The 26,964-nt window shown below is 38.6% G+C and carries 25 protein-coding genes; 13 read left to right on the top strand and 12 right to left on the bottom strand.

Annotation, left to right across the window (positions count from 1 at the left end; all coding sequences use genetic code 11):
- The first annotated feature begins 661 nt into the window (after positions 1 to 661).
- Positions 662 to 1,108 carry a hypothetical protein gene (locus MHB75_RS00385; RefSeq protein WP_340995134.1) on the top strand — a complete coding sequence of 149 codons (447 nt, stop codon included), beginning with the start codon at positions 662 to 664 and terminating at the stop codon, positions 1,106 to 1,108.
- Positions 1,087 to 2,262 (top strand): tetratricopeptide repeat protein, encoded by a 1,176-nt coding sequence (locus MHB75_RS00380; protein ID WP_340995132.1) that lies wholly within the window; start codon positions 1,087 to 1,089, stop codon positions 2,260 to 2,262. Before MHB75_RS00385 ends, MHB75_RS00380 begins: the two co-directional genes overlap by 22 nt.
- A 40-nt stretch (positions 2,263 to 2,302) precedes the next feature.
- Here MHB75_RS00380 and MHB75_RS00375 read toward each other — a convergent pair whose 3' ends face one another.
- Together MHB75_RS00375 and MHB75_RS00370 are read right to left on the bottom strand one after the other, a co-directional pair.
- On the bottom strand, positions 2,303 to 2,593 hold the full coding sequence (locus MHB75_RS00375) for a DUF2653 family protein (RefSeq protein ID WP_068455658.1): 291 nt from the start codon (positions 2,591 to 2,593) through the stop codon (positions 2,303 to 2,305).
- Positions 2,581 to 3,033: a hypothetical protein gene (locus MHB75_RS00370; protein ID WP_068455661.1), complete on the bottom strand. Its 453-nt coding sequence runs from the start codon at positions 3,031 to 3,033 to the stop codon at positions 2,581 to 2,583. Before MHB75_RS00370 ends, MHB75_RS00375 begins: the two co-directional genes overlap by 13 nt.
- A 212-nt stretch (positions 3,034 to 3,245) precedes the next feature.
- Between MHB75_RS00370 and MHB75_RS00365 the strand changes: the two genes are divergently transcribed.
- Entirely contained in the window at positions 3,246 to 3,647 is a 402-nt protein-coding gene (locus MHB75_RS00365; protein WP_141274932.1) for a PaaI family thioesterase, read from the top strand.
- 78 nt (positions 3,648 to 3,725) lie between these two features.
- A complete protein-coding gene (locus MHB75_RS00360) occupies positions 3,726 to 4,133 on the top strand; it encodes a PaaI family thioesterase (RefSeq protein WP_340995124.1) in 408 nt (135 codons plus the stop codon).
- Here MHB75_RS00360 and MHB75_RS00355 read toward each other — a convergent pair.
- Positions 4,130 to 5,515: a S41 family peptidase gene (locus tag MHB75_RS00355; RefSeq protein WP_340995123.1), complete on the bottom strand. Its 1,386-nt coding sequence runs from the start codon at positions 5,513 to 5,515 to the stop codon at positions 4,130 to 4,132. The two genes, MHB75_RS00360 and MHB75_RS00355, sit on opposite strands and share 4 nt — an antisense overlap.
- A 108-nt stretch (positions 5,516 to 5,623) precedes the next feature.
- Here MHB75_RS00355 and MHB75_RS00350 point away from each other — a divergent pair, with 108 nt between their 5' ends.
- Positions 5,624 to 5,953, top strand: coding sequence for a hypothetical protein (locus tag MHB75_RS00350; protein WP_340995122.1), 330 nt, complete (start codon positions 5,624 to 5,626; stop codon positions 5,951 to 5,953).
- A gap of 69 nt (positions 5,954 to 6,022) precedes the next feature.
- Here the strand turns inward: MHB75_RS00350 and MHB75_RS00345 are convergent, their stop codons facing one another.
- From MHB75_RS00345 to MHB75_RS00320, 6 genes are all read right to left on the bottom strand, one after another.
- Positions 6,023 to 6,646 carry a hypothetical protein gene (locus MHB75_RS00345; protein WP_340995121.1) on the bottom strand — a complete coding sequence of 208 codons (624 nt, stop codon included), beginning with the start codon at positions 6,644 to 6,646 and terminating at the stop codon, positions 6,023 to 6,025.
- A gap of 128 nt (positions 6,647 to 6,774) precedes the next feature.
- On the bottom strand, positions 6,775 to 7,206 hold the full coding sequence (locus tag MHB75_RS00340) for a universal stress protein (RefSeq protein ID WP_307723186.1): 432 nt from the start codon (positions 7,204 to 7,206) through the stop codon (positions 6,775 to 6,777).
- A 68-nt stretch (positions 7,207 to 7,274) separates the two neighbouring features.
- Complete coding sequence (locus MHB75_RS00335) at positions 7,275 to 7,886, bottom strand: DUF1643 domain-containing protein (protein WP_340995119.1); 612 nt, start codon at positions 7,884 to 7,886, stop codon at positions 7,275 to 7,277.
- A 115-nt stretch (positions 7,887 to 8,001) separates the two neighbouring features.
- Positions 8,002 to 8,619: a LysE family translocator gene (locus MHB75_RS00330; protein WP_087682296.1), complete on the bottom strand. Its 618-nt coding sequence runs from the start codon at positions 8,617 to 8,619 to the stop codon at positions 8,002 to 8,004.
- A 1,985-nt stretch (positions 8,620 to 10,604) separates the two neighbouring features.
- Entirely contained in the window at positions 10,605 to 12,050 is a 1,446-nt protein-coding gene (gene panF, locus MHB75_RS00325) for a sodium/pantothenate symporter (RefSeq protein ID WP_141275002.1), read from the bottom strand.
- On the bottom strand, positions 12,050 to 12,307 hold the full coding sequence (locus MHB75_RS00320; protein ID WP_068455689.1) for a YhdT family protein: 258 nt from the start codon (positions 12,305 to 12,307) through the stop codon (positions 12,050 to 12,052). Before MHB75_RS00320 ends, panF begins: the two co-directional genes overlap by 1 nt.
- Before the next feature lie 129 nt (positions 12,308 to 12,436).
- Between MHB75_RS00320 and MHB75_RS00315 the strand changes: the two genes are divergently transcribed.
- Positions 12,437 to 13,369 carry a LysR family transcriptional regulator gene (locus MHB75_RS00315; protein ID WP_340995113.1) on the top strand — a complete coding sequence of 311 codons (933 nt, stop codon included), beginning with the start codon at positions 12,437 to 12,439 and terminating at the stop codon, positions 13,367 to 13,369.
- 896 nt (positions 13,370 to 14,265) lie between these two features.
- Here the strand turns inward: MHB75_RS00315 and MHB75_RS00310 are convergent.
- Positions 14,266 to 14,451, bottom strand: coding sequence for a DUF3955 domain-containing protein (locus tag MHB75_RS00310; RefSeq protein ID WP_340995111.1), 186 nt, complete (start codon positions 14,449 to 14,451; stop codon positions 14,266 to 14,268).
- Positions 14,452 to 14,511: 60 nt separating this feature from the next.
- The gene (locus tag MHB75_RS00305; protein ID WP_340995109.1) at positions 14,512 to 15,540 is read right to left on the bottom strand and encodes a helix-turn-helix transcriptional regulator; all 1,029 of its coding nucleotides are present in this window, start codon (positions 15,538 to 15,540) and stop codon (positions 14,512 to 14,514) included.
- Between the two features lie 86 nt (positions 15,541 to 15,626).
- Between MHB75_RS00305 and MHB75_RS00300 the strand changes: the two genes are divergently transcribed.
- Positions 15,627 to 16,106: a GreA/GreB family elongation factor gene (locus MHB75_RS00300; RefSeq protein WP_340995107.1), complete on the top strand. Its 480-nt coding sequence runs from the start codon at positions 15,627 to 15,629 to the stop codon at positions 16,104 to 16,106.
- An 8-nt stretch (positions 16,107 to 16,114) separates the two neighbouring features.
- On the opposite strand, the gene MHB75_RS00295 is transcribed toward MHB75_RS00300, so the two are convergent.
- Entirely contained in the window at positions 16,115 to 16,696 is a 582-nt protein-coding gene (locus MHB75_RS00295) for a DUF1643 domain-containing protein (protein ID WP_141275092.1), read from the bottom strand.
- A gap of 811 nt (positions 16,697 to 17,507) precedes the next feature.
- Between MHB75_RS00295 and guaD the strand changes: the two genes are divergently transcribed.
- The 6 genes from guaD (at position 17,508) to MHB75_RS00265 (ending at position 26,597) form a co-directional block, all read left to right on the top strand.
- A complete protein-coding gene (guaD, locus tag MHB75_RS00290) occupies positions 17,508 to 18,848 on the top strand; it encodes a guanine deaminase (protein WP_445667011.1) in 1,341 nt (446 codons plus the stop codon).
- 317 nt (positions 18,849 to 19,165) lie between these two features.
- Entirely contained in the window at positions 19,166 to 24,490 is a 5,325-nt protein-coding gene (locus tag MHB75_RS00285; RefSeq protein ID WP_340995102.1) for a toxin Cry1Ac domain D-VI-related protein, read from the top strand.
- Between the two features lie 66 nt (positions 24,491 to 24,556).
- Complete coding sequence (locus MHB75_RS00280) at positions 24,557 to 25,084, top strand: hypothetical protein (RefSeq protein WP_340995101.1); 528 nt, start codon at positions 24,557 to 24,559, stop codon at positions 25,082 to 25,084.
- A 16-nt stretch (positions 25,085 to 25,100) separates the two neighbouring features.
- A complete protein-coding gene (locus MHB75_RS00275) occupies positions 25,101 to 25,610 on the top strand; it encodes a hypothetical protein (RefSeq protein ID WP_340995099.1) in 510 nt (169 codons plus the stop codon).
- A 77-nt stretch (positions 25,611 to 25,687) separates the two neighbouring features.
- A complete protein-coding gene (locus tag MHB75_RS00270; protein WP_445666989.1) occupies positions 25,688 to 25,879 on the top strand; it encodes a DUF4017 family protein in 192 nt (63 codons plus the stop codon).
- A 190-nt stretch (positions 25,880 to 26,069) separates the two neighbouring features.
- A complete protein-coding gene (locus MHB75_RS00265; RefSeq protein WP_340995097.1) occupies positions 26,070 to 26,597 on the top strand; it encodes a hypothetical protein in 528 nt (175 codons plus the stop codon).
- The last annotated feature ends 367 nt before the right edge of the window (positions 26,598 to 26,964 follow it).

Genomic DNA, 26,964 nt, shown 5'->3' with positions numbered 1-26,964 from the left:
GAGAATAATACTAAACAATATCCTACATAAGTCCTTCATGTATCACTTATTGACTACTATATCATATCATTTCTTATTTTTTTAGCCTTTTTCTAAATTTCTTACTAAAATATAGAATAATAATTTATTTTACCTATTATTTTAATGATAAATATCATTAAAATACTATTTTATTTGTTTTTTATAATTTATTTTACTATTTTCTAAAAAACAATCATAAAATTACGATACTTTTCTACTTTTTATCAAAAAAATAACATTCGACATAATTATTACCCATTAAAGTTACTTAAAGACTAATAAAATGGTATATTTTATTAGAATTTATAATAAATAAAGCGCTTTATTTACAAAAATAGTCAAATAAAGACTGACTAACTAGACAATATTCGACAAACTTCGACTAAAAGTTGTGTTTTTTCACTTATGAATCAAACTGTTATTTTTTAATGATGTCACTATCTATCGATTTAATTACAAATAAACGACTTGTTTCAGAAGTTTATTAAAAATGCTATTACATTCTTTTAACAAAAACACCTAATATTACTTATCAGTTACAGGTTCTTTAAAATTTATTACAATTCACTATTCTGTAAAAATGTTACTGGGAATTATGTTTTAATTGTATTGACTGTATTTCGAAAGGAGTGAATCCTTCATGGATTCAAAAGCATTACAAGCAGAATTATGTAGCATGATTCAGCAAGCCCCCGTAAAACCATCTGCACATCAATACATAGAATTAGCAAAACAAATACAAGGAAAAAATTATTCACGCCTTTTAAAGGAAGGTTTACAACATTATCCGTGTAACCATGAAATTCGTTCCTTATTAAAGGCTAAAAACGAAAAGACTTTTGTACTTCGCAAAATGATAAAAAAAATGATTGGTAAAAAAGCCGCGTCTCGTTTTTTCTATGAAAGCTGTATCAATTACTTGTTAAATATAGAAGAAAAGGCATTAGCTAAAAAAATTGCCATGCTTGGAATTGAGCAAAACAAAAAAATAGCCCTTATCTTCGTTTTGTTACGAAAAAAGCTATGCAAATCTTTGATTGGAAATGGGCTTCGCAATTATTCCCCTTGTTACATGATCAAGAAGTAACTACCACATCACTATATGATTATTCCGTTTGTTTACAATTACTCGGACAAAAGAAAGAGTCAAAACAACTCGTTGAAACGATAAGAAATGAGAATCCTGAAGAATATAGTAAGTTATTTAAAGACTCCTACCGAAAATATATTATTTTTAATAATGGTAAATCACGTATCGAACTATACAAACACCGAATACCTAATGAACGTGTCGTCGCAACATTTGATACGATTGATAAAACATGGCATGATATACCGTTCTCATTTAACTTAATTAAAAAGAATGATATGGACTTAGTTGCTTTACGCCGTGACCATGTGCGTAACTTTCACCAAGATTTATCTCGAGAAGATTATATCGACTCTACTTCACCTGTTTTCTCTACATATGAAGATAAGTTTGCCTATGGAACGAGTTTAGGTGGCTATGCTGCATTATACTTTGGTTCCCCTATATCAGATATTCGTATTTTAGCGATGGCTCCTAGAAACTCTGCTAATCCAGATTATGGTGCGCGTACCATCGTTGTAAAAGAGCCTTTTAAACATATTTCTCCACACCCTGTTTCACATAACCCAAATATTACGATTGTATATGATCCGCAAAATTTAGTAGATGAACCTTATATCAAACATGAAATTTTGCCGTCTTATCCAAAAGCACGTATTTTACAAATTCCGTATGCTGGGCATCGCGTACCTCGTTTTTTAGCACAAACGAAACAATTAAAGCCACTTGTTATGGACTTTTTACAAAAGAAACCGTTAAAAGAAATCGAACGTGGCGCATTGCGTAAAAAATCGTCTGAGTACTATTGGGTCGTTTCTGATTATTGCTTACAAAAGAATCATGCCAAATGGGCGCTTGATTTTGCGCAACATGCAAAAGAGATGATGCCTGATTTCGACCGTCCTTATGTATCAATCAGTAAAGCTTTAGTAGCTCTTAAAAGATTGAGTGAAGCAATTGAATTTTCAAAAGAGGCTTACGATAAATTCCCTAAAGAATATAAATTTGCGATTCTATTAGCAGAAGCTTATATAGCGAATGGGAATCGCGAAGCTGCCATTAACGTATTAGAAGAATTCAGTTCACGTAAACAAGTTGCAAAAGTTAAAAAAATGTTAAGTAGATTGAAAAAAGATCTTATTCCCGTATAAAAAAGAACCTCAGATTTTAAAATCTGAGGTTCTTTACTGTCTATTCTGCTGCGTATGCAATGATTCCTTGCTCGTCATCCAGTTCAAGTCGAATACTTGTTGAGAATGGATTCATGTTTAAGTAATCTTCTACCCAAACACGAAGCGCTGAAATCATATTACCTTCTTTATACAGTGTTGACATGCCATTTGAGAATGCTTCTGCCTCAAAACCTAATTCATCGTCATACATTAACTCTACTTCAACATCTTCAGGAATGATATTTTTCTCGCGTGCATGATATAAACAAATTGAGTTAATTACGTCTTGTTCTGGGATTACGATTTCCATGCTTTACGATCCTCTTCCTCTTTATCACGTTTGTTGTTACGGAACATTGATACGATTTTAGCGATTAACATAATAACGACTAGAATAGCGATTACGTTTACTAATAATCCTAAAATATTCCCCATAGCACCCATACCAGATAATAAACCACCGAATAATAACCCTGCTAACCCACCAAGCATTAAGCCTTTCATTAGGCCGCCTTTGTTACTTTTTTGCGCTGCTGATTGGTTTGTTGTTTTGTTGTTTGTTGTATTTGATTTATTTTGTACATTTGAATTTGTGTTGTTATTTGATGGACTTTTGCTGACATTAAAGCCGCTTTTGCCTGATTTATAGCCACGCGCATCTGCTGTTAATGGTTGAGTGGATGATAGAACTGGTCCTACCGCAGCGAATGTTAATGTCGCTACAAAAAGTGCTGCAATTATTTTTTTCAATTGAAAAAAACCTCCTATAATGTATTTAACACTATCATATCATGAAATATATATTTTCCGAAATAATATGTGTGGTTCCGTTTTCAATAATTGTCGAAAATTTGTCAAAACGTTTTTATTCCAAATTAATGGAAAAAACCATTTTTATATAGCAATTTTATGCATTGTTTACTATGATTAATAGTAAGCTTATCTATTCAGGAGGAATTCTTTTGACAACGAAACTTTCAATTCAACAACGTTTTGAAGCACTTGATCTTTGGCATAAAGTTGGTTTTCAATTTGTAAAAGCTGAAAACGGTTACGCTGAGATTCATCTACCATTTAAAAAAGAAATAGAAAATACAAGTGGGACATTGCATGGTGGTATTATCATGATGGCACTCGATAATGTAATGGGAATGGCAACGATGTCTGTTGGTTTTGATAATGTCCTAACGATTCAGATGGAAACGCGCTTTATTCGTCAAGGCGATGAAGGTATTCAAAAAATCACAGGTCAGGTCATCGAAAAAACACGTTCAACAGTTATTGTAGAAGGTCGTATTCACAATCCAGCTGGTGAATTGGTAGCACTTTGTACAGCTACATTCAAAGGCATTATCGAAAAATAACATGCAGTTAAAAAGGAGAAATCTAAGCGAGATTTCTCCTTTCACTATATAATTATACAAAAATTGGAGGTTTTAAAGATGAATCGACTCGACTTTTTATTAAAACAAGGAATCAAAGCATCACCTTCTGAAAGTTTACTGAACGTCACATTTAAAGAAGCGAATGAAGGACAGTCAACTTGTTATTGGCACATTACACCTGAACAACTAAATGGCAATGGTACAGTACTTGGCGGCTTTATTACTGCGGCTGCCGATATTGGTATGGCTTATGCTTTACTCAGTGTCGTAAAACCCGATATCGCCTTCACAAGTATATCCATTCAATCAACCTATCATCGCTCCGGCACAGTTGGCGAAGCAGAAATTCGTACAATCGTTAAAAAGTTAGGCAAGACGATTGCCTATGTGGAGTCAGAAGTATATCAGCGTAATCGTGTCATTGCGACGATTACTTCATCACTGATGCTTATTAAAGCATCTTAATTTCCAACACGCATATAGGTGTACGTCGATTTACCTGTTGATGGCTTTATTTTCACATAATATGTTGAGCCTTTTTTCAATATCGTTTTCGGTTGAATAACGAGTTGTTGAGAGGCTTTTTTGATGGTTACTTTTTGTGTTGTACCACCAATTTGCATGACATATACTTTTGCATTTTTCAACTTCGACCACGACAATGTTTTCGAAGGTTTAACGGTCATCGTTTGCTTATGGTAAGACATGACATAGCTATTCATTTTTACACTACTTTTTGCGAGAGCCTTTTGAAGTAATGCTTTATGACTCGTCTGTACTTCTGCTCCAACTACTGTTTTAACATTTGGTGTAACACCCACGCGATTAATCTTTGTAAATCCTGTTCCAGTTGTTGGGCCGAAAAATTCTGCCATTGTTAATTTTAAATAGCCTTTATTATTTTTAAGTGGAAATAAGCCTTGTTGCACGCCTTTTCCATAGGTTTTTTGTCCGTAAACTGTCCCTAATTTTTGTCCCTCTACTGCTGCAGCCGTCATTTCTGAAGCACTTGCTGAATGTTGATCTACAAGAACTGCTACAGAACCATTAAATTGCTTTTTTTGTTTAACAGGTGGCTGATAGTAATAGGTTTTGTCCTTTGCGAATTTAATATAGTATGCGTACTTTGCCTTTTTAAACATACCAATTACTTTTTCAGCTGCTTCTACGTCGCCTCCAGGATTACCACGTAAATCGAGAATCCAGCTATTCACATCTTTTAATTTCGTCATATGGTTTTGTAAGTCACGCGCACTATTCGATGCAAAACTATTAAGACGAATGTAACCAACACCTCCTGCCAGTCGCTTCGTTTCAACATTTGGTACATTTAGTTTTTGGCGTTTCATTGTGTACGACTTCGTTTGATTCGTTTTTGGGTTCAAAACTGTTATCGTCACATTTGTGTTCACCTTACCTGTTAATAAGGAAATAGCTTGTTCATACTTCATTCCTTTTAAATTTTTGTTATTCACTTTTGTGATGATATGCCCTGTTTGAACTCCTTGTTTTTTAGCTGGCGAAGTGGCAACTACTTCTGTAATTTTTAATCCTTTTGTATGAGTTAGCACTGTAACACCCACTCCGACATAATTCATTTCGATACTATTGATGAATTGCTTCATTTGCGCAGATGTTAAATATTCTGAGTATGGATCGAGTTTACTCATTAATTGTTTAATTGTTTTTGCTTGTTGTAGCGTTTTGTCTGATACACCAGGATAGTAGACTTGTTTGACAATATTTTTGACCTCTGTAAGTGGCTCAGCCGCCTGTGCTGTAGGTGTTATGATGAACCCAATCCCCAAGAATACCGTTGTAAAGCTAGTTAAAAATTTCTTTTTCATTCAATCCCTCCGCTCTTTTCATGTAACGATTTTGACAAAAAATTTACTTAGTAATAGCTATTCCTATGCTATGATAGTATAGAATGCTAGTATGAAAGGTTTGAATCGATGAGAAAACTTTCAAATTTAGGGGCTATTTTTGTCCTAACAACCCTACTTGCTGCTTGTGGTTCTATTTCTTTAAATGGAAAGTATACAGCAAGAACTAATGACCACTCAATTGAAATGGACTTCAATGAAGATGCTAATCTTCTTACATTAAAAGATGGACAACATGAAACAATTAGTGAATACACTATTAAAGAAGGACAACTTCTGTTAAATGACAAACCGACTTATACAATTGTTGAAACAAATGCTAATACATATGAACTCTATCGAATTCAAGAGGATGGAACTATTAGCGACCAAGTGTCTTATACATTACAAAAGAAATAAAACATAAAAAACGATCTAAATAGGTTCTTTCATTTTTCTTTACAGTGAACCAATTTAGATTGTTTTCTTTTAAAAAAGTAAATATATTTTTTGAAAAATCATCAGGTGTTCTAATTTATTAAAAGTAGCTTCATCATAATGTTTTTTTAAATAATATTGTTGATTTGCACGATAAATTGGATCTATATCAAATCGCTCCCAATCTATTACGTGATTAAGAAAATACCACGCATAAAAAAGACAGGCTAATTCAACTAATTTTTGGTATGTATATGCTTTTAAAGGTGTAATTTGATGTTGCTTTAGACAAAAATCTAGCCACATCTTCCATTCGCCCTGTTCAAATGTAGATAGCTGTTTATGCATGTCGAATGCATTTGGTAACATTGTAATCCATTCTTGGACTTGATGTTGAATCAAAAAGTTTTTTCGTCTCTCCTTTTCATCTATGATCTTCTGCTCAATGTGAATAATTCCTTGTTTAAATTGTGTATAGAGTTTTAGAAAACATTCTTGTTCTTTTTCATACGTATATAATTGATATTCCTCTGTATAATTTTCACTCATGTATGAAACTTCTAATAAATTACCTAATCTACATAGTATATTCGATAAATCAAGTTCTCTTTTATACAAATCTTTTTGAAATATTACATCATACGATTCAAAGCCAATAAACCACGTTTTCTTCATCTAAACACCCCTTCGGAATAGATCTTTTTTCCATATTATAGTACTTAATTCATATTAAAACAACTAATTTATGGAATAAAATGAGCGTTAAGGTTCAAAAAAAAGAGGCTGATTAATGGCCTCTTTCTTCACTGATGACGTATAACTAATACGTCACATTCTGCTGTGCGAACAATATTTTCTGAAACGCTTCCTAAAAGAAAACGAGCTGTCTTGCTAAGTCCAGATGCTCCACAAATAATTAAATCTGCGTTTACACGACGAGAAATCTCATGTGTAATCATTGTTCTTGGAGAACCTGCTTCCACAATAATATTTACATCTTCAATATCTGCTAGTTCTGCTTCATTATAACTATCCATTAAACTTTTTGAGAATACCTCTGCCTCTTGTTGAAGCTTCTCTGCATTATGCGCTTCAATGTTCGCCCATGTACGTGTATCAATTATATTCACGATATACAGTTTTGCTTTATTCGTTTTGGCAAGTACTACTGCACGATCTAGTGCTTTCTTTGCATTTTCGGAGCCATCCATTGCGATAATAATATTTTTATACATAGTCACACGATCCCCTCCTTAAATTAATGTATTCATTTTAACATTTTTCACCACGAAAAACAGCTATTCTATTGAAAACGAAGTACTAAGCAACCATCTTCTATCCAAAGTTCAGACACATGTTGTAAACCTTTAATTTTTCCTTCTCTTGGATGATGCGGATGATTGTCCCATGTCAGTAAAGATTCCTGTCCTTCAATCTCAAAAACATAACAGTGATTCGTCTTATGAAACATACGAATTAGATGAACAATATCACGAATACATGTATGACAGTGTGCCTCAGAAAAATCATCTGGTAAGCTCCCCCAGGCTAAAATAATTTCATCGGCGTCTTTAATTGCTAATTTAATCATATGCAGATTTTGTTTAATAATACTAAAATAGCGCATATTCTGCTCCTTCATATGTTCATCTAGTTGATGAATATGATTTTCTCGAAAAGGGAATAAATTAATAATATTCACTTTACCTATTTTATTTGGAAAGTAGTGGATCGCTTTTTGTATAACAGGATCTGCTAATGCTTCTTCTGTCGTTGTTGGATTTAACATAATAACTGTAACAGACTTATCCACTTCTGGGTCACAAATAACTTTTAAAAGATAACGTTCTTTTTCGTCATCCGAATAATACGTAACCCCTTGATATTCTCTCACATTCAACGCCACTTTCTTCATATAGAGCATCTCCCCTTTATAAAATTAATTATACAATATTTGACAAAATACTACTTGCTTTTTTACTACATTTCCTATACCCATAAAAAAAAGCCCTCAATAGTTATTTGAGGACTTAATTTGTTTTTTCTAATGCTAAGCGAAGACCGAATAGTAATAAAACGATGCCTGTACAGCCTTGAATTGACTTTTGTACAGTTGGTCTTTTCAGCCACTTTGAAAACACATCAATTAAATAGACATATAATAAAAACCAAATAATCGTCATCACTGCATAGATGATTCCCATAACTGCAAATTGTAACATATGGTTATAATTTGGCTGCACAAATTGTGGCAAGAACGTTAAAAAGAATACGGCTACTTTCGGGTTAGATGCACATGTAATGAAGCCTTGTAAGAAAAAGGATTTTTCTTTCCCTTTTACGACAATTTCTTCCTCTGTCGGTGGATTTTTTAATGTGCGCAATGCACTAAAACCGATATAAATTAAATAAGCTGCACCTATGTATTTTAATATAGTAAATAATGTTGCCGACTGCATTAGTAGAGCCGATAATCCAAGAACTGCAGCACTTGTATGAATGAGTAGACCTGACACCGACCCCATCACTGTCTTAAAACCTGCTTTTTGTCCATACATAATCGAATTTTGAATGACCAAACTAGAGTCTGGTCCCGGCAAAATAATAAGTAAAAAAGACATCAATAAAAATGTCCCAAGGATCGCCATTTCCAACACTCCTTCTATTTTTTCATCATCATATCACATATTTTTCGAGCAAAACGCTATTTGAGAAAAGTAGTTCACTTGTTAGTTTGATAACGTTTTAGCATGGTAAAACGTTAAATATGCCCTTTTCGGTGAGCGGCGTTTCCATTTCGCGCGTGGATTTGTCCCTTTCGGAGGCGGGGATTCCCTTTCGCGCGTCGATTTGTCCCTTTCGGAGAGCGAGATTCCCTTTCGTGCGCGGAATAGTCCCTTTCAAATGCCAAGTTTCCCTTTCGCGCGCGGATTTGTCCCTTTCAGCGGCGGGGATTCCCTTTCGCGCGTGGATTTGTCCCTTTCGGAGGCGGCGATTCCCTTTCGCGCGTGGATTTGTCCCTTTCGGAGGCAGCGTTTCCCTTTCGCGCGCGGTTTTGTCCCTTTCGGAGGCGGCGTTTCCCTTTCGCGCGCGGATTTGTCCCTTTCAACGGCGCCGATTCCCTTTCGCGCGCGGATTTGTCCCTTTCAAATGCCAAGTTTCCCTTTCGCGCGCGGATTTGTCCCTTTCAATGGCTATGATTCCCTTTCGCGCGCGAGTTTGTCCCTTTCGGAGGCGGGGAGTCCCTTTCGCGCGCGGGTTTGTCCCTTTCAGAGGCAGCGTTTCCCTTTCGCGCGCAGAATAGTCCCTTTCGGAGGCGGTGTTTCCCTTTCGCGCGTGGATTTGTCCCTTTCAAATGCCAAGTTTCCCTTTCGCGCGCGAGTTTGTCCCTTTCAGTGGCGCCGATTCCCTTTCGCGCGCGGTTTTGTCCCTTTCGGAGGCGCCGATTCCCTTTCGCGCGTGGATTTGTCCCTTTCAATGGCGGCGATTCCCTTTCGCGCGCGGATTTGTCCCTTTCGGAGGCAGTGATTCCCTTTCGCGCGCGGTTTTGTCCCTTTCAACGGCGCCGATTCCCTTTCGCGCGCGGATTTGTCCCTTTCAGTGGCGGGGATTCCCTTTCGCGCGCGGTTTTGTCCCTTTCAAATGCCAAGTTTCCCTTTCGCGCGCGAGTTTGTCCCTTTCAACGGCGCCGATTCCCTTTCGCGCGCGGATTTGTCCCTTTCGCGCGTCGATTTGTCCCTTTCAGAGGCAGCGTTTCCCTTTCGCGCGCGAGTTTGTCCCTTTCGGAGGCGACGATTCCCTTTCGCGCGTGGATTTGTCCCTTTCGCGCGCGGAATAGTCCCTTTCAAATGCCAAGTTTCCCTTTCGCGCGCGGATTTGTCCCTTTCGGAGGCGCCGATTCCCTTTTGCGCGCGGAATAGTCCCTTTCAATTGCCAGGATTCCCTTTCGCGCGCAGAATAGTCCCTTTCAGTGGCAGGGGATTCCCTTTCGCGCGCGGATTTGTCCCTTTCAGTGGCAGCGTTTCCCTTTCGCGCGCGGGTTTGTCCCTTTCAATGGCGGGGATTCCCTTTCGCGCGCAGAATAGTCCCTTTCAAATGCCAAGTTTCCCTTTCGCGCGCGGATTTGTCCCTTTCAGTGGCGCCGATTCCCTTTCGCGCGCGGAATAGTCCCTTTCGGTGGCGGGGATTCCCTTTTGTGCGCGGTTTTGTCCCTTTCAATTGCCAGGATTCCCTTTCGCGCGTCGATTTGTCCCTTTCAGTGGCGGGAATCCCCTTTCAGCGGTGATGAAATTAAGGTATTCGCCCGTCCAACCGGGGCATTCGAGGGCGAAAATGGATCACTCGCACAAAAGACTAAATTGCTCCCTCTCCGTACTTTCTTTAAGGCTTTTGAGTAATAGAAGGGGACTTGAATTGACTAGGATTGGGTGAATTCGAACATTCGCCCAGCGAAACGGGGCACTCGCTCCCTGATTCGGGTCATTCGAGGGCGAAATTGGGGCACTCGCTCCCTGATTCGGAACATTCGCCCAGCGAAACGGGGCACTCGCTCCCTGATTCGGGTCATTCGACCAGCGAAACGAGGCACTCGCACAAAAAAAGCAGTATGCAAAATCGCATGCTGCTTCAACTATTAAATATATTGTGGTGCTTCTTTGATTTTGTGATGTGTAAGTAGGCTAACAATCACGAATGTAATCAGACCACATACAATTGGGAATGTAATACTGTGTACACCAAAGATATTTGGTGAGAATTGGGTAATGGCGATGTAGAGGACTACTCCGACAAGCATAGAAGCCATCGCGCCGAACTTATTCGCCTTCTTCCAATAGAGACCGAGAACGATTGGCCATACGAATACGGCTTCCAGTCCACCGAATGCAAATAGATTTAACCACACAATAATTTCAGGTGGATTTAGTGACATAATCACGACTAAAATCCCTACAACTGTTGTAATGATGAAACTCGTCTTTTTTACATGTTCATCACTTGAATCTGGCTTAATGTAATGTAGATAAATATCTTTTACGATTGTCGAACTCACCATCATGAGTAGTGCATTGACCGTCGACATAATCGCTGCCATTGGTGCAGCAAGTACAATTCCTGCGACGAATGGTGGTAAAACGTTCATCGTTAAGGCTGGCATCACTTTATCGCCTAGCTCGATTCCTGGTAAAACTGCGCGACCGAAAATCCCAACTAAGTGCATGCCGAACATGATGGTTGCGATTCCAATCGTTCCAATTAAGATGGCACGGTGCATACCGCGTGAATTTTTATAACTCATTGCACGAACAGCGATTTGTGGTAGACCGATGACACCGACACCGACGAGAATCCAGAAGGACGACACGTAGGCTGGTGAATAGGCATGACCGACACCGAATGGCGATACGAGTTCCGCATTCTCTTTTACTAAATCACTCATAATATTGTCAATCCCGCCGCCTGCGATGACTACACCGACTAATAGAATGATTGTACCAATGACCATGATCGTTCCTTGTAACGCATCCGTTAATGCAACTGCTCGGAAACCACCGATGACTACATAGACTAATACGACAACTGCGAAAATGAATAGCGCTGTTGTATATTTCATACCAGTTAGCGACTCAATTAGACGTGCGCCCCCTACCCACTGTGCGACCATCGAAGCGAATAAAAAAATAATAATGCTGATTGCTGATAAAATAACGACGGCGTTACTGTTGTAGCGTGCACGTAAAAAGTCGATGAGTGTAATCGATTTGAATTTGCGTGTAACAATCGCAAATTTTTTCCCTAAAATCATTAAGACAAAATAACCTGCTGGCAGCTGTGCAAGTGCAAGCAACACCCAACCAAGCCCTGTATTATAGGCAACTCCTGGACCACTAATGAAAGATGAGGCACTTCCATATGTCGCCATCATCGTCATGGCTAGTAGGAACCCGCCCATTTCACGTCCACCTAAGAAATATTCAGATAGGAACGAATCTGATTTTGTAACAAATTTATTTGACCAAAAACCAATTCCAAAAATGATAATGACGAAAATGGCTAATGGTAGAATGACCGACCACTGCATTATTCTTCTTCCTCCTCAAAATCAACCTCTTTAAAGAAGAACTTGATTACGAAATAAATTAAGATAATCATAAACACCGTTCCTGCGATACAACTATAGAAGAACCATGCTGGGAAACCGAGAACGTATGTATATTTTTCTGGATCGCCACTACCAAGCCCATACGCAAAACCGTACCAGATGGCGAAGTTGACGATCACAAGTCCAATCCCCATTAATGCTTCTCGATTCGCAATGCGATATCGATTATTTTTCATGTGGAAACACTCCTTTTTTGAAAATGGAAAACGTTTTCTCTCAATTTAGTGTAAATAACTTTTTAGTTAATGTAAATTTCATTATAATTAACATTAATTCAGTATTCTTAAACTAAGGGGTGGTTTTCAATGACATTTGAACAATTAAAATACATTGTGACTGTAGAAAAATTCGGAACGTTAAAGGACGCAGCCGAACATCTACATATTACCTTGTCTGCACTCAGTCAAGGTTTGAACAAGATTGAAGCGGAACTCGGACTCACGCTATTCCAGCGCAATCGCACAGGTTCGACGATTACAAAGGAAGGTCGCATTATTGTGGCGCAGGCGAAAAAAATCTTATTCGCACTCGACGATTTATACGAATCAGCTGAAGTTTTACAAAATAAATTAACAGGCACGTTAAAGGTCGCTTCCATCCCTGGCCCGTTCTTTCAACTTTTTGCGACAGCGCAGCAGATGAAATCCATCTACCCTGATATCAACATTCAAATTCGTGAACAAAACTCACAGACGATGTTGGAAGAATTGAAAAGCGAAAAAGTCGATATTGCCCTCGCTGTTTACAACCATGAAGATTTAGAAAAATATCCTGACCTCGCCTTTACGAAGATTCAAGATTGCGAGGTGTTCATTGTCGCACATAAAGATTCACCTGTCATTCAAGGAGGCAAGGTTGTGACGGAAGAACTCGGTGAACAGCCTGTCATTCTATTCGACGATAAAATCGTGATTGCGACGATGAATGAGATGAAGCGTGTCTTCGGACGAAACGATATCGTTATTAGTGTGAATAACCCGCACATCGTTCAGCAATATGTGGAAGAAAATAAGGCGTACACGATTGGACTCGATTTAACCTTTAATCATTCGCAACGATTCATGCAAGATATGTCATCCGTAAAAATCGACTTTTTAACAGAGATTCCAACAACGCATTCATTCGGTATTGTGACAAAATCGAGCCGCCATGAAACACAGTTAATGAAAGAATTTGCCTATCGCTTGAAGAAAGATTTCCAAGAACAGCAACCCAACTTAACCGAAACTTCATTGTAGTTAAGTTTCGGTTAAGTAAAAGTTTTCCAAGGGGGCAGGTAAGATGGGAAGTTGGTACATTCGCTGCTCGATTCGGGACATTCAACGGCGAGGATTCCCTTTCGCGCGCGGTTTTGTCCCTTTCAATGGCACCGTTTCCCTTTCGCGCGTGGATTTGTCCCTTTCGGAGGCGTGGATTCCCTTTCGCGCGCGGATTTGTCCCTTTCGGAGAGCGAGATTCCCTTTCGCGCGTGGTTTTGTCCCTTTCGGAGGCGGGAATTCCCTTTCGCGCGCGTTTTTGTCCCTTTCAACGGCGCCGATTCCCTTTCGCGCGCGGATTTGTCCCTTTCAGCGGCGGCGATTCCCTTTCGCGCGCGGATTTGTCCCTTTCAACGGCGCCGATTCCCTTTCGCGCGCGGATTTGTCCCTTTCAAATGCCAAGATTCCCTTTCGCGCGTGGATTTGTCCCTTTCAAATGCCAAGATTCCCTTTCGCGCGTGGATTTGTCCCTTTCAAATGCCAAGATTCCCTTTCGCGCGTGGATTTGTCCCTTTCAAATGCCAAGATTCCCTTTCGCGCGCGGATTTGTCCCTTTCAAATGCCGAGATTCCCTTTCGCGCGCGGATTTGTCCCTTTCAACGACACCGATTCCCTTTCGCGCGTGGTTTTGTCCCTTTCAAATGCCAAGATTCCCTTTCGCGCGCGTTTTTGTCCCTTTCAAATGCCAAGATTCCCTTTCGCGCGCGGTTTTGTCCCTTTCAATGGCGCCGATTCCCTTTCGCGCGCGGTTTTGTCCCTTTCAACGGCGCCGATTCCCTTTCGCGCGCGGTTTTGTCCCTTTCAAATGCCAAGATTCCCTTTCAACTAGACTAATCAAAAATGAGACCTCGCCTTTGATACGAAGTCTCATTTTAAATTTATATATTTACTTTTTGATTTTCACTCATAATGAAGCGCAATGCTGTCCAAATAATGCCGATGAATAAAAACATGAAACCTATTGGAATCAAAAAGAACGGTTCTTGTAATGTTCCATCAGTTGCTACTCGTGATCCGATTAAATTGAAAGTTAAAAAACTTAATGCACCTAAAAGGTAATGCATATTTTTTCATATAGAGATTGCTCCAATGTATTTTGTTATTCCTCTATATAGACTTCTATTTTATAGAAAAGTTTCTTTCTGTTTTACACGGTTGCGGCGTAGCCCATCTTCTAACATTTCTTCGATTTCCACAGCTAACTTTAATGGTTCGATTTGATCGATTGAAGAAATATATTGCATGAGCCAAAACTTAATACTCTCGCATGACGTGTACACTTCGACTTGGAAATATTCTTCATCAATTGGTTTGATTGTGACATCTTCACCGAAGAAGTCGATTACTTGACCGATGCTATACATCTTGCAGCGGAATCGAATATATTCAGGCATCCCACCAAACATGTATGCTTGATTTCGCGTGTAGTCTGATAAATTCGGAATATCTTTCAGCTCACCAACTGCTTCATCAATCATCGTTACATCACGCATTTTATCCACGCGCATGAAACGCGGCGATGTACTATCATCATAATAATACATGAGATAGTATTTATTGATTTGCCAGATTAAATAGTATGGACGAATTTTTTTATAGCCATTATTTTCGTCTGGTCGACTTGGTACAAGCTGTTTATTCACGTCATATTTTAAATATTGTAACGTCACTTTTTTTCCTTTTTTAATCGCTTCTGTTAAGACGTCGATATTTTGAAATAATTGTTCATTATACTCTTTTTTATCTGTTGCTTTAAAATGAAGACGTGGTTCGAAAAAGTTCTTCAGATTCTGTCCGACAATGATTCCAAGCTTTTGAATTAAACTCCGACTTTGCTCTAAATCGATAAAGCGAGAAGTAGCAACGGCATCACTCAGTAAATGCACCTCACCAGATGAAATCGTTGACTCTATATACACTTCTCGATTTGGCATTCGTACTAAACGAAACGAGATAATTTGTTCATATACTTCTGAAATTAACTCTAAATCCTCGAAATGATCGTAAATTGTACGGCGATTTGGCGCTTTTTCAAGTTCGAATACTTCCTGCACTTTTTTAGCTACTTCTGTTGCATTCATCGGATTTTCTTTATTAGAATACTGCTTTAATACATAGTATGTCAGAAATAATTTATTTTTAGTTGGTAACATTTTTCTAAATTCCTTTCAAGTGTGTAAAAAAATGCACATGTTATTTTATATGATAAGTGTAACATAGCGAATAAGGATGTGGCGAAATGGATACGTATTGGTTTTCTAAAAAAACATTTGAACAACTTCAAGTAAAATATGAAACCCTACAATTTTCTAAAAAAGAGCAATATGATTTGTTAAATCAAGTGATTCAAATGGATCATAGTTCAGATAATTTAACAGAGGAGTTTTTAAAATATAAAGAAATTCAAAAAACGCTTCAACAGCTTGACGAGGTTATTCAACATTCGAAGATCATTGAAGATTCTCCTACCTATCAAAAGCGACTACCGAACGAAGTCCATGTGGGCACAATTGTCACACTTCAATTTAACGAAGAAGAGTTATATGAATATACAATTGTCGGATATGGTGAAGGCGATTTACAAAAAAATCACCTTTCCTATACGACCAATCTTGCACAGGCAATTTTAAAACGAAAAATCAACGAGTGTTTCTTTTTTGTACAAAACGGATTTGAGCATCGCGTAAAAATCCTCGATGTTAAACCTCAATTAAACTAATAGATTTTTTATGTATGAATAGGTAATATTCCTTCAATTACTTTTTTTTGTGGTGTATCGGGTTGTCCGTTTTTCGTAAAAGAAGGTGCGTGACTATAACGAAAAACATAAACATTCTTTTCTTTTTGCCACATTTGAATGAGATGCATCACATATTGAAAAGTCTCATCAAATTGGCGATTGGGGATGTAGTATGGGCGATCCCCCCACGCAAGTACAAATACGTCGCTATTCATCAATCGCTCGTGAATAAAGCGTCGATTTTTCTCCATTACTTCTTCCAATCTCGGATCAACAATTAATTCTCGTAGTTGCGTAGCAGTCGGCACATGATAGGGAAAAAGCGTCACAAACGATATACTTTGAAAGTCCTCTTTACTTAAAAATCGTACCATCTGATTCGTCATCGCATCGGAATATTGCTGCTCCGCTCCCATCGGATGTAAGTGTATAACGGTCACCGTCTTTTCCGACTCACTCTCCATATTATCTAATGTCAAAACGTAACGAAGCAGATGCCGTTCTCCATCAATCCGAATGACATCGCGCTCAATTAAATCTACAAACGTATTTTGAGGATACCTCGCCATTATCTACACACTCCTTTTTTATTTATTATATCAAATATATGGAATCCTATGGGTAGACAACTTTCTGTAAATGTTCAATTAGCAGATGACCTGTTCCTTTGGGCGAGTGACCCAATTTTGCCCTCGAATGGACCGTTTAATCGGATGAATGGCCCAAAACGAGTAGCGAGTGATCCAACTCCTTCTCCGAGTGACCCATTTCGTCAACCGAATGTTCGAATTCACCCAAACCTAGTCAACTCAAGTCCTCTTAGATTACTCAAAGGCCTTGAAGAAAGTACGGTAAGGGAGTAATTAAGGGCTTTTGGGCGAGTGACCCGTTTTCGCCTTCGAATGGCCCATTTGATCGGGCGAATGACCCAAAACGAATAGCGAGTGACCCAACTACTTATTCGAATGACCCGTTTCGCCAACCGAATGTTCGTTTTCACACCAGCATAGTCAACTCAAGTCCCCTTCTATTACTCAAATGACTTGAAGAAAGTACGGAAAGCGAGCAATTAAGGGCTTTTGGGCGAGTGGACCGTTTCCGCCCTCGAATGGCCCAAAACGAGTAGCGAGTGACCCGTTTTCGCCCTCGAATGACCCGTTTGATCGGGCGAATGGCCCAAAACGAATAGCGAGTGGACCGTTTCCGCCCTCGAATGTCCCGTTTGGACGAGTGAATGTCCAGAATCAAGCAACGAGTGGCCCAAATCACCACTCGAATGGCCCACAACCCCACTACTCCTTTCATCCGTCTTTCACATTCTATAGACATCTTATCTAATAAAATATATAATAAATCTATTAATTTACGAACATTAAGGAGATTTTTACATTGGAATATACGCATGTTATACGTGGGACTACATTTACAAGTCGTTCACTGAAGGAGGTAGCGGTGCTAAAAGATCATCTGTTTTGCATTGATGAACAAGGGATGATTGCGAAAGTGTTACGTCCTGAAGACGCGCATCTAGTGGACGCAGACATACCTATTACGACATTACCAGAAGGACAGTTTTTACTGCCAGGTTTTGTTGATTTGCATGTGCATGCACCGCAGTGGGCACAGTCGGGTACAGCACTCGATTTGCCGCTTTATGATTGGTTGAATACATATACATTCCCGCTTGAAGCGAAGTTTTCGGACGTTGATTTTGCGGAAAAGGTGTACACACATCTTGTCGATACGCTTTTAGCGAATGGGACGACGACGGTACTCTATTTTGCGTCGATTCATAAAGAAGCGAGTTATAAATTAGCTGAAATTTGTGCAAAGCGTGGTCAACGTGGACTAGTTGGGAAAGTGGTTATGGATGATGCACAGGAAAATCCAGACTTTTATCGCGATGCTACCACTGCTGATGCCCTGCAAGATACGGAGGAGTTCATTATCGCGGTGAAAGAATTGGCGAAGTCAGTCAAACAAGGCGTTTACCCTGTTGTGACACCACGCTTTATTCCGAGCTGTACAGATGAGGCACTTCAAGGACTTGGCGAACTGGCGAAAAAATATGATACGCATGTACAATCGCACTGTAGCGAGAGTGACTGGGCGCATGGTTTTGTAAAAGATCGTTTCAAAAAAAATGATGCATCCGCGCTGCACGACTTCGGTCTACTACGCGACAAGTCGGTTATGGCGCATAGTAACTTTTTAGAGGATGCAGATGCAGACCTATTTGCTGAGACAGGGACGGCGATTGCACACTGTCCGATTTCAAATGCGTACTTTGCGAATTCTGTTCTACCTGTTGCACATCTTCATGAGAAGAATGTGGAGATTGGTCTTGGAACAGACGTATCGGGCGGCTTCTCACCGAGCTTATATGATAATATTCGTCAAGCTGTTATGGCTTCGCGTATGCTAGAGGACGGTGTGAACCCTGACCTTGCGCCGCATGTACGCGGACGACAAGATAGCCGTATTACAGTGAATGAAGCGTTCTACCTCGCGACAGCGGGTGGTGGCGAATCATTAAGCCTGCCGATTGGACGCCTAGAAGAAGGCTACTGTTTTGACGCACAGGTGATTGATACAACGTCACTGCCAATTTTCGATGCGACAGAATCACTCGAAGACATCTTCCAAAAGATTCTCTACTTAACACGACCTGAACATATTCAACAAGTATTTGTTCAAGGTGAATGTGTACACAAGAAATAAATTGAGCGCTCAATCGATTCAGATTGGGCGTTTTTTATGCAGTTTTTTCCTTACCCTGAAAATGTCCATGTTATAAAAAAGTAATTTTTAATATTTAATTGATTTATTTAATAACTTTTATAACGAAATATACTATATATCTTTTTTTATATTATCTTTTTTCAAAAAAGACCATTTTATAATAAAAAGTCGAAAAAATGTTTCTTTTTTACTAAAATATAAGGTAAAGTATTCAATAAGCGATTATTTTTACAGGTCAAATAGAACTAATTTACTGTAATATAATTGTCATAAAAAATTATTAGGAGGCGTTTTATTTGGTAAAGTACAAGCTCAAACCACTTGCAACAGCTGCACTTAGTTCAGCACTAATCGTTTCTTCACTTTCAGGGTTCGCGACAACTGCAGACGCTGCAACGAAAGTTCAAAAAGTAAAAGATGTAAAAATTAAAAAAGGTAAACTCGTAAAAAAATCAAATGGTAAAGTCATCAAAGGTTATGTGTCATACAAAGGCGTAATCTATAAAGATGGTAAAGTATTTACGGGTATTTTAAATAAAGCGTATTACAAAAAAGGTAAGAAAGCGACTGGTCTTTACAAGTCGAAATACTACAAAAACGGTGCTCTTGGTACAGGTATCTACAAAAACCATTACTACAAAGCAGGATCTCTTGGCACTGGTACTTTCAAAGGCAAAAAATATGCAAAAGGTAAGCTACTTACAGGTCTTTCTGGCAAAACTTACTACAAAGCAGGTGTACTTGGTACAGGTACTTTCAAAGGTAAAAAATATGTACAAGGTAAGTTATTCACAGGTCTTTCTGGCAAAACTTACTACAAAAACGGTGTACTCGGCACTGGTTCACACGAAGGTCATTACTATGTGAAAGGTAAATTAGCGACAGGCGAATTCGACGGAATTTTATATGAAGCAGGTAAACCATTCACAGGTGAAAAAGACGGGATCTTCTATAAAGACGGTAAAAAAGATGAAGATCAAACAAATGTAGCAAACTTCAAAAAAGCAGAAGCTGAAGTTCAAAAAGCTAACGATGCATTCAAAAAAGCAAAAGAACAAAAAGACGCATTGGATGCTTTAGCGAAAAAAGCAGGTGTTTCAACACAAGCTAACTTACAAACAAAAAATGCAGCTGATATTGATGCATTCTTAGCAAAATATAAAGATGTAGATGTATCAAAATTAGAAGGTGCTGAATTAACAGAATTCAAATCAGCACTTGCGTCAAACTTAACACTGGCAACAGAGAACTTAAAAACAGCAAGTACAAATGTAACGAACGCAGTGAACACATTCGTTGCAGCAGCCTCTGTAATCGCTTCAACAACAGATGATGCCTTACTAGCGCACATCAAAACAGCAGTTGCAACTGCTACAACGGTTGTGGCTTCTCTAAAAGCAGCTGGCTATGACACCGTACAATTTGAAAATGTCCTAAGCAAACTACCTGGTGGAACAACAGGCGGCGGTAACAATAACGGCGGTGGTTCGACTGGCGGTGGCGGTTCAACTGGCGGTGGCGGATCAACTGGCGGCGGTAACAATAACAGCGGTGGATCAACTGAGCAAGAAACACAAACTAAAGTAAATGCTGTTAAAGATGCTCAAGCAGAAGTTGCAACGGCTCAAAAAGAATTAGATGACTTATTAGCTAAACAAGAAGCTATCAATTCTATGGAAGAAGATATTGAGGAAGTAACTCAAAATAAAACATTAAGTGTTTCTTCTAAATATGAAGTAGTTACAACTATTCAAGAATTCTTTAAACGCTATCCAGATGGCTACTCGTCAGCACCTAATATTGAGAATTTCCGAGAAGATTTAAGCGCTGTTAAATCACTTTTAGATAAAGAAATTAAAACTACTACAACTACTTTAATTAAAAAAACAGATACATTATTTTGGGCTATCAAAGAAGCAGTTGCTGTAGCGCTTGATTCAAATCAGTTACAATTTATACAAATTACTACATTACAAGCTACATTATCTATCAAAGATATCAAAGCTGCTGGTGGTTCTGTCACTGAATTAGAACAGGCTTTAAATAAGCTTCCTGCTAATACAAAACCATCTGATACAGATAAAATTAAGTTAGTTACAGCGCAAGTAAATGCATTATTTAATGGCGAGGAGCTTGCTAAAGATGTTAATCAAGCCAAAATCAGTGAAGCAAAGAAATTAGTAGGAACTCTTGATGCTTCAGATGCTAAAACGAAGCTTCAAGGTACAATTGATAAAGCTCAAGATTTACTAAATAAACAAATCGCTGATGCTAAACTAAAAGCAGCTACTGATGCTGTTAATAAGTTATTTGTTCAAAATGACAATAACTCGTTTGATTACGAGAAACTTGCTGAGGGAGTTACTCAAGAACAAATTACTGCTGCTGATACTGCGGTAAAAGCTCTTAAAGATGGTTCTGCTTTATCAGCTCATGTTGAAAAAGCTCAAGGGTTACTAAATATCCAAGAAGCTACAAAGGCTGTTAATGCTTTATTCGAAGACACTGGTGACACTGCTTTAAAAGCTGGGACAACTCAACAGAATATTACTGATGCTAAAACTTTAGTTGAGAAAGTAAAAGATGAGACTACTTTAAAAACATTACAAGATCGCGTAGCTAAAGCCCAAGATTTACTAAACATTCAAGAAGCTACTGATGCTGTTAATGCTTTATTAAAAGATAATGCTCTTGCTGAGGGCGTAGATCAAGATCAAATCGACGCAGCTCAAAAGTTAGTTGACGCGCTTCCTCAAGAATCTCAAACAGCTCTTCAAGACACAATTGATAAAGCTCAAGACTTCCTTGTAACGAATGCTGTTGATGCTTTATTCGAAGACACTGGTGACACTGCTTTAAAAGCTGGGACAACTCAACAGAATATTACTGATGCTAAAACTTTAGTTGAGAAAGTAAAAGATGAGACTACTTTAAAAACATTACAAGATCGCGTAGCTACAGCTCAAGGTTTACTAGATAAACAAATTGCTGATGCAGCTCAATTACAAGCAGCTACTGATGCTGTTAATGCTTTATTCGACGGCACTGGTGACACTGCTTTAAAAGCTGGGACAACTCAACAGAATATTACTGATGCTAAAACTTTAGTTGAAAAAGTAAAAGATGCAGATACTTTAAAAACATTACAAGATCGCGTAGCTACAGCTCAAGGTTTACTAGATAAACAAATTGCTGATGCAGCTCAATTACAAGCAGCTACTGATGCTGTTAATGCTTTATTCTCTGATGAAGATAAAACAGTAATCAAAGAATCTACAGATGAAACAGCGATTGCTGATGCAGAAAAATTAGTTAAGGCACTGCCTGAAAATACAGAAGGTCTTAAAGATTTAAAAGATGCAATCGCTTCAGCAAATACAAAACTACAAGCAGCTACTGCTAAGTTTGCTACACCACTTCAAGCTGATGATACTCTTGCTGTGAAAGACAACTTTGACGACACTTACACATTACAAGTAGCGGGTGTCTACGTTGGAACTGATGGTCAACCAACTACTGTAAAACCTGAGAAAGATGTGAAAGAAGCAGAAGGTTTAACAGTTGCATACGTTGAAGGTCTATTAAAACAATTTGCAGGTGGTACTAGTGAACCAAAACTATTCTCTTCTAAAACAAAACATGGTTACACAATCCTTACAGTAAATACACCTTCTGTAGAACTATTCAAAAAGCTAGATCGTAATTCAAATGGTGTTTATCTAATGAGTGTGAATAAAAAAGGAGGAACTACGTTTGATCTGACTTACAAAATCTTGTTCCAACTTACTGGTGACACAGTCACAGCTAAGTTTGTAGACAAATCAGAATCAGATGATCAATATTCAATTGCAGCGGCTGAAAAAGCGGTTAATGATTTATTCGAAGACACTGCTTTAAAAACTACAACAACTCAAGCTGATATTACAAAAGCAGGTGAATTAGTAGCGAAAATTACAAATGAAACTAAAAAGGCTGATTTAACAACAAAGGTTAATGATGCTCAAAAACTATTTGATACAGCAACTAAATTAAAAGCTGCTACTGAGGCTGTTAAAGCTCTATTCACTGTTGAAGGTAAAACAGTAATCAAAGAATCTACAGATGAAAAAGCGATTGCTGATGCATTAGCAAAAATTAATGCACTATCTACTAACGAAGAAGATTACAAAGATTTACGTGCTGAAATCACTTCAGCTAAAGATAAATTAAAAGCTATTACTGATAAATACGATGCTAATAAAGGTCTTCAAACTGACGGTTCTCTTGCTGTGAAAGGCAACTTTGACACAATCGACGCTGCTGGTTTCACATTCCAAATGGCAGGTATTGAGTTAGACAATACCAGAGTCAAATATGAAAGTGGTGCTGAAAATCAAGCTCAAAGCCTAACAGCTGCACAAGTAACACAAGGATTACAAGCAACAATTACAGGTAAACAACCAGCGACTTCTGCTGACAATGCATCTATCACATTCAAAGCCGAGAAAAAATACGGTTACACGATCTTCACTGTTGAAAACACATTAAAGGTAGACCAATTCAACGTATTAGACGGCAACCTAAACGGTGTTTACTTTGTGACAGTGAATACAAAAGGTGCAGATAATAAATATACACGCATTCATAAAGTGTTAGTTGAATTGAAAGACGGTCAGATCACTACATCATTTGTAGCTGATACAGTGACAGACGATCAATATTCAATTGCAGCGGCTGAAAAAGCAGTTAATGCTTTATTCGGTACAAAAGAAGATGGTGGCAAAACTGTTCCTGATTACAAAAATCTTGCTGACAATGTGACTCAAAAGAATATTGATGATGCTACAACTTTAGTAGCAAAAATTACAAATACAACTAAAAAGGATGATTTAACAACAAAGGTTACTGAGGCTCAAAAACTATTTGATACAGCAACTAAATTAAAAGCTGCTACTGAGACTGTTAAAGCTCTATTCACTGATGAAGGTAAAACAGTAATCAAAGAATCTACAGATGAAAAAGCGATTGCTGATGCATTAGCAAAAATTAATGCACTATCTACTAACGAAGAAGATTACAAAGATTTACGTGCTGAAATCACTTCAGCTAAAGATAAATTAAAAGCTATTACTGATAAATACGATGCTAATAAAGGTCTTCAAACTGACGGTTCTCTTGCTGTGAAAGGCAACTTTGACACAATCGACGCTGCTGGTTTCACATTCCAAATGGCAGGTATTAAATTTGATGCTTCTGAAACAAATAAGCTTATTCATAAAGAAAATTTATCTACTGATGAACAAGCTCAAGGATTAACAGTAACTCAAGTAATCGACGGATTAAAAGCAACTATTTTAGGTAAGGATCCTGCTGGTGACCCTGATAAGGCTTCTATCGCATTTTCATCAGAACAAAAGCATGGTTATACAATCTTCACTGTTGAACCAACTTTAACTCCAGAGCAATTCTCAAAATTAGATGGTGACGGCAATGGAGCTTACCTTGTAACGGTAAACACACACCAAGATTCTACCTATACACCAGCTTACAAGATTCTATTCCAAAAATCTGAAACATCTGTAACGGCTAAATTTGTAGAATCAACTAAAACAAATGGTGATTTCCCTACACCACAATCATAAAACCAAAAACGAGTTGCTTCGGCAGCTCGTTTTTCTTACATTTAATATGCTAAGGAGGGATATGAGATGAAAAAGTATGTACTCGTCTTGAGTTTTGTATTGTTATTTATTAGTCCCCTGCTTCCTTTTAAATCTGAGGCAAAAAAGCAAAGTTTTTTACATGATCGTACGAAGACGTATACACATTTATTTATATATTATGATGGGAATCGTGCTACGCGTTATCAAAGCACTTACGCTTTTGATCAACAGTCTGGTCATTGGAAAGGTAAGGGGGATGATTTCTTTTGGGAGTATGAAACGAAGGATGTCTATACAATTGGTAGTCATGGTGGAACAGATGGTGAAATTAAGCGTAATCTGAAAAAAGGTGAGCGTATTTTCACAAAAACGCCTAGCAATCTATACTTTACTGGGGCTGTGATTAGTACGAAGGCAACTGTGAAAACAAAAGCTGGAACATTCAAAAATTGTGTATGGATTGCGAAAGAACGCGCATCCCTCTATTACGCTCCACGTCATGGAATCATAAAGGTCACAGATGAAAAAGGTCGCACGATCAAGGAATTAATCAAAGTTAGTAAACGTCGTTAAGCGAAAGGAGCTTATTATGAAAAGTTATAGACATATTCTATTAGTACTCATCTTCTTCAGTTCTACTTGTTTCGTCAGCACATCCGTTCAAGCCGCTCCCAAATCTTTTACACTCGATTCATCGAAAATTTATCATTATGCGACATATGGGAAGAAAAAAACGTCGAAGACCACCTATCGATACCATACACTTTATCGCTATTGGAAAGGGACGAAGCAACAGGAGCTTTGGGATTTACAAACGACCGAAAAATATTACTGGGGCAGTGATCTCGGTGTTCTCTACGTTATTCAACGCGATGTCAAAAAAGGCTCTCCTGTCTCCGCCTATAATACGGAAGTGGTTGGTGAAGTCCTCCAAACTTCCGCTACCGTCAAAACACCTGCTGGGACATTCAAAAATTGTACGGTTGCAAAAGTACGAAGCGAAACTGTCACCTTCGCACCTCATCAGGGCCTCATTCAAATTCGTAATGCACAACAAAGAGTCACGTATGCATTAATAAAAGTCGAAAAAAGAAAATAAAATGATTGTTTATAAAACATCTAATTTAAACCCTTATTCTTCCATTATGTTATAATGGAAAAAATAAGGAGGTCGCCATGATGAAAAAACTTGGTTATGCACTCGTTGTCTATGTGATCGTTTGTGGGATTACGATTTTGCTACCTGCTTCACCTGGTTATGATGTTTGGAGTTGGAAACTACTCGTTGGACAAGTTTATGCGATTCCTGCCTTCATTGCTGCTTGGTTAATTCTTTATTTTTGGGGAAGTAAAAAGAAAATTTATTAGTAAATAAAATCCTCATTGAAGTATATTCGATGGGGATTTTGTTAATATTTAAAAATGATAAATTTATCCATTAAAACCTAAAAACGTTATATAATAGAGGAAAAGGAGGGGTGCATACATGAAGAAAAAGTTCCTGCTTAATACAGGTCTTTGTCTGACACTATTTCTTGCAGCGTGTGGCGATGAAAAAGTGCCAGCTAACACTATTCAAGATGGAAAAACAGAAGCACAAGAAATCGAAGTTGAAGCAGCTACACTCGGATTAAGCGATCAATTAGCAGTCGATTTGCCAGAAATAACAGAAAATACACTCAATTTACGATTACGCTCACGCGAATACATCGACCAACAAGAAAAACTCTTTGCAGGCGTTGGCATCAAAGAAAAAGTCGATTCGACCATCACCCCGCAACAACTGACGAACAACGTCGAAGACTACTTTGAAACCGTCGTCTCCTTCAAAGGCGATGTCGTCTCCTTCCATGAAAAAGAAGAAGGTGCGCTACCCTACCGCTTCATTCATCTCTATGCAGAGGACGGACAATCCTATCTCTACATCACATATGAACCAATTGGCAACATCGCACTGGACGACTCACTCCAAGTCGTTGGCATCCCACTCGGTATCCATGAATTTGCCAATGTCGGCGGCGGCATCACGAAAGCCATCGTATTATTTGGCGGAGCGATTGAAAAACAAACACCAAACGAAAACTAACCTCGAGGATTCGAGGTTTTTTTGTTTGAGGGAATTCTGCTCCTCGAAAGGGACTTCTGCTCCTCGAAAGGGACTAATCCGCGCGCGAAAGGGAATTTTTCACGTTGAAAGGGACTACTCCACCCGCGAAAGGGAATTTCGTCTTCCGAAAGGGACAAAACCGCGCGCGAAAGGGAATCCCCGCCGCTGAAAGGGACTATTCCGCGCGTGAAAGGGAATTTCGGTATTTGAAAGGGACTACTCCGCGCGTGAAAGGGAATTTCTCACTTTGAAAGGGACTAATCCACCCGCGAAAGGGACTTCTGCTCCACGAAAGGGACTACTTCGCGCGCGAATGGGAATCTCTACCTCCGAAAGGGACTAATCC

Source organism: Kurthia sp. FSL E2-0154, from assembly GCF_038003625.1.
Classification (GTDB): Bacteria; Bacillota; Bacilli; order Bacillales_A; family Planococcaceae; genus Kurthia; species Kurthia gibsonii.
This window is presented reverse-complemented; position numbering and strand designations above follow the sequence as displayed.